Below are 3800 nucleotides of genomic sequence, written 5' to 3' on the forward strand. Positions count from 1 at the left end.
TGGGGGTCATGGGGCTTACGTCTCCTCTGTCGATTGGTTGCCGGCCGCGGACTATGCCGCGCCGATGTCGGGTTGGCAAATCGGTTACGCCCGAACCGACGGCCGGGCGGTCGTGGCGGCCGCGGCCAGGAGAACAGCCACCAGGACGGGCGCGAAGGGCTGATCGAGCAGCAGTGCCATGCCGAAGGCGAAAACGAAACCTCCGACACCGAGGCCCACGGACAGGAGGAGCGTCCAGCGCCATCCGGGCGCGATGCGGAACGCGATCCAGGCCGGGGCCAGGACCAGCGCGAACGCTGCCATGAGCCCGACGCTCGCCGTGGCGGTGGCCATGCCGGCGGCGGTGAGCAGGTCGAAGCCCAGGTGCCAGCGCCGCGCGGGCAGCCGGTTGGCGATCTCGTGCTGTGGGAAGAGCCGGGCGCGCAGCAGCCGGGGCATGAGCCAGGGCAAGGAGACGGCGGCTGCGAGCCCGAGCCCCACCGCGGCGGCCAGTTCCACCGGGCCCGCGAAGTAGAGCTGTCCCTCGATCAGCGCATGGCCCAACTGCTCGCCCAGGGCGGTGTTGGCGGCGATCAGCAGCAGCGCGGACCAGCCGCCCAGGATCATGAAGCCGTAGACGGCGTTGCCGCGGGCGCCGATGCCGCCCTTGGCGATGGCGCCGCCGGCGGCCGCGAGGAGCCCGCCCAGCACCGCCGGCAGCCCGGCGGCGGCGCCGAGCAGCGCGCCGGCCGCGGCCAGGTGCGCGAGGCCGAGCGCGGCGAGCCATTCGTCGCGCAGCAACAGCAGGGCACCGAGCAGCGGCAGCACGCCCGACAACAGCAGCCCGGTGGTGAAGGGCAGGCGGAACATGGGGTCCAACAGTGTGCTGGTGTCCATCGGCTAGCCGTCCAGCGCCAATACCCGGGTGCAGTGGGCGTCTAGAAAAGGTCTCTCGTGGCTCACCAGCAGCACGGCGCGGTCGGCGCGGCGCGCCGCAAGCATCTCGCCCAAGAGCGCCGCGTGGGTCGGGTCCAGGTTGTTCGTGGGCTCGTCCAGCAGCACCAGCCGCGCGCCGCCGGCGAGCGCCGCCCAGACGCAAAGGAGCTGGTACTGGCCGCCGCTGATGCGGTCCAGCCGGCGGCCCAGCACCCGGGCGAGGGTCGGCGGGAGCCCGTCGGCTGCCGCGGCCACGCCGGCAATGTGCAGCAGCTCCCGGCCGGTCACCGGCAGCGGCGCGAAGCGCACCGGCGCCTGCGGCTGAACGGCGAGCCCGATCCCCGGCGCGCGCTCGATCGCCCCGCCGAAGCGGCGTGCCTGGCCGGCGACGGCCGCGAGCAGGGTCGACTTGCCGCTGCCGTTGGCGCCCCACAGGCCGAGCACGTCGCCCCGGTGCAGTGCAAAGGAGACGGGCCCCACCACCGGCCGCGACCAGCCGGCGATGAGGCCATGCGCCGCCAGCAGCGCGGCCGTTGAAGGCGCCGGGCGCGACTCGCCCGTTGCCAGCTCAGCCGGCGGTCGCAATCGTGCTCACCCAGCGGTCGATGTGCCGTAGATAGCCATCTCCGTCGGCGTCCACCGGCGGCTCGAGCGGCAGGGTCTGCACCGGCCAGCCCAGCTCCCGGCCGAGCTTGCGCGGCCCCTTGGGCGCCTGGTACGGCGCGTGGATGATGATCCCGTCGCGGCCCCGCAGCTTGCCTGCCAGCGCGCGCAGGTCGCGGCCGCTCGGCGGCACCCCCGGCACCGGCTCGATGGTGCCGAGCAGTGGCACGCCGAAGCGCTCCAGCAGGTACACGGCATCGCGGTGGTAGAGCACCACCCCCGGCGCGTCCTGGAGCCGTGCCTGCCACGCCGGCACCCGCTCCGACACGGCCTCGGCGAAGCGCGCGGCGTTGCGCCGATAGGCCGCGGCGTTGGCCGCATCCAGCTGGGCCATGCGTTCACCCAACGCCTCGGCCACCTGGGCCATGCGCACCGGGTCCAGGTCCACGTGCGGGTTCCCTGCCGGGTGCATGTCGCCCATCGCCCTGTCCGCCGGGCCGCCGACGTCCAGCAGCGGCACCTGAGCGGCGGCCTCGAAGTAGCCCTCGCGCCCCGGGAGAATAGCGGGGTTCGCGGCACCCGAGCTCGCCGCCGGCAGCCAGCCCACCTCCAGCTCGGCGCCGACGGCGACCAAGAGGTCAGCGCCCCGCAGCGCGCGGATCATGCTGGGCTTGGCCTGCAGCATGTGCAGGTCCTGCTGCGGCCCGGCGAGCACGGTCAGCCCCGCGCCGGGTGCAACGGCGCGCACCAGCGCCCCCATGCTCGGGCTCGTCGCCACCACGTCCAGCGCCAGCACCGGCCCCGCCAGCAACGCCAGCCCGGCCAGCACCCCCATCAGCACTCGTCTCATCTTTCACCTCCGTCACTCGAAACCACGATCAGCCCAGGCCCTGGTGCCAATGGACCGCACCCCCGCACGCCACACGCCGCACGCCGCACTTCTTCAGAATTCATGCGCCCCATGACTCCCCAAGCTCATCAAGAATTGGAGGTAGAAGGCGTTGAAGTACTCGCGCTTGTCCTCGGCCACCAGGATGTCGTTGTAGGCGTACTGGGCCCGCAGCTGCGAGAACTCGGACAGGCTCCAGGTGACGTCCGCGGTCCAGCGCTCGGAGCTGCCGAAGCCCTCGTCGACCCCGCCGCTGACCTTGTTCGTCAGCCCGAGCACGTCGTAGCGCACGCCTGCCTTCCACTTCGGCAGAAATCCGTAGGTGACCTGGGCATAGAGACCGTCGGTGGTGACGTTGCGGGCGCTGCCGATCTGCTCCGGGTGGGCGCTGGAGCGCACTTTCATGTAGTCGATGTTGCGCAGGTATTCACTCTGGAAGGTGAAGTCGCCCTGTCCATGGGCCCCCGGGGCATCGTACTTGTAGACGAGGTCGATACCCCAGAGGTCGGCGCTGCCGGCCAGGCCCGTCTCATGCAGCTCTTCGGTCACGCCGTCGCCATAGGCGTGCATGTGGTCGTTGTCTCCGTCCGTAGGCGCCTGGTCCCCTTCGGCGTCGTGCTCGTGCTCGATCTCTCCCGTGTGGGTGTGCACCTCCACCGCTTGCTGCTGATCGGCATGGGCATAGGACACGCCGAACTGGAGCGCATGGTTCTGCCCCAGCTCCGGCGCGATCTTGGTGAATGCGGTGAAGAGCCGCGGCCCTTCCTGGGTCTTGCCGAGGTTGAGCTCAACTTGCTCCGCCTCGCTGACCGTGGCGCCGAAGACCTCCTGGTTGCCCTGCAAGGCCTCGCCACCGATCAGCGCATAGAACGGCAAGTCCGGCACCCAGGTCAGCTGCAGGCCGGTGTCCTGGAGCCCGTGGAAGCCGAGCAGGTTCAGGTACGGCAGGTTCTGGTCCACGAAGTCCCACTGGTGCGGGTGCTGGCGGTTGATGTAGCCGAAGTCGCTCAGGAACTTGCCGCCCTTCACCTTGAAACCCCAGGGTAGGGCGCGGGTCTGGAAGTAGGCCTCCTCCAGCTCGACGTTGCCGTCGCCGTCGATGGAGATGTACGTCGCCGCGTCGAAGTACGGGTCCACGGTGGCCGTGAAGGACAGCTCCGCCTCGCGGAAGTTGAAGCCGGGCTCGGCGTAGTTGTGCACGTGGCCGCCATCGCCGTGGTCGTGCCCGTCGCCCGCCTCGCCATGTTCGTGGGCAAGGCTGCGTCCGGGCCAGAATGCCACGCCCACCAGCGCGGCGCCGTCTCCTTCTTTGGCGTCGTCTTGGTAGTAGTTGCCGTCGAGGATCACCGCGATCTGCGGGTTGAAGGCCCTGCCGGAGGTGATGGCGTCGAAG

General features: G+C 70.8%; 4 protein-coding genes. All 4 read right to left on the reverse strand.

What is annotated here, in order from left to right; genetic code table 11:
- Nucleotides 1–84: 84 nt before the first annotated feature.
- Nucleotides 85–876, reverse strand: a complete 792-nt coding sequence (locus LJE69_RS16155; RefSeq protein ID WP_296926995.1) for a metal ABC transporter permease — start codon at nucleotides 874–876, stop codon at nucleotides 85–87.
- 3 nt (nucleotides 877–879) lie between these two features.
- Nucleotides 880–1500, reverse strand: a complete 621-nt coding sequence (locus LJE69_RS16160; protein WP_296926998.1) for an ATP-binding cassette domain-containing protein — start codon at nucleotides 1498–1500, stop codon at nucleotides 880–882.
- Nucleotides 1484–2368 carry a zinc ABC transporter substrate-binding protein gene (locus LJE69_RS16165; RefSeq protein WP_296927000.1) on the reverse strand — a complete coding sequence of 295 codons (885 nt, stop codon included), beginning with the start codon at nucleotides 2366–2368 and terminating at the stop codon, nucleotides 1484–1486. Before LJE69_RS16165 ends, LJE69_RS16160 begins: the two co-directional genes overlap by 17 nt.
- 93 nt (nucleotides 2369–2461) lie before the next feature.
- On the reverse strand, nucleotides 2462–3800 hold a 1339-nt coding region (locus LJE69_RS16170), incomplete at its 5' end, for a TonB-dependent receptor (protein ID WP_296927002.1).

Origin of the sequence: Thiohalocapsa sp. (genome assembly GCF_022340605.1) — a bacterium.
Classification (GTDB): domain Bacteria; phylum Pseudomonadota; class Gammaproteobacteria; order Chromatiales; family Chromatiaceae; genus Thiohalocapsa.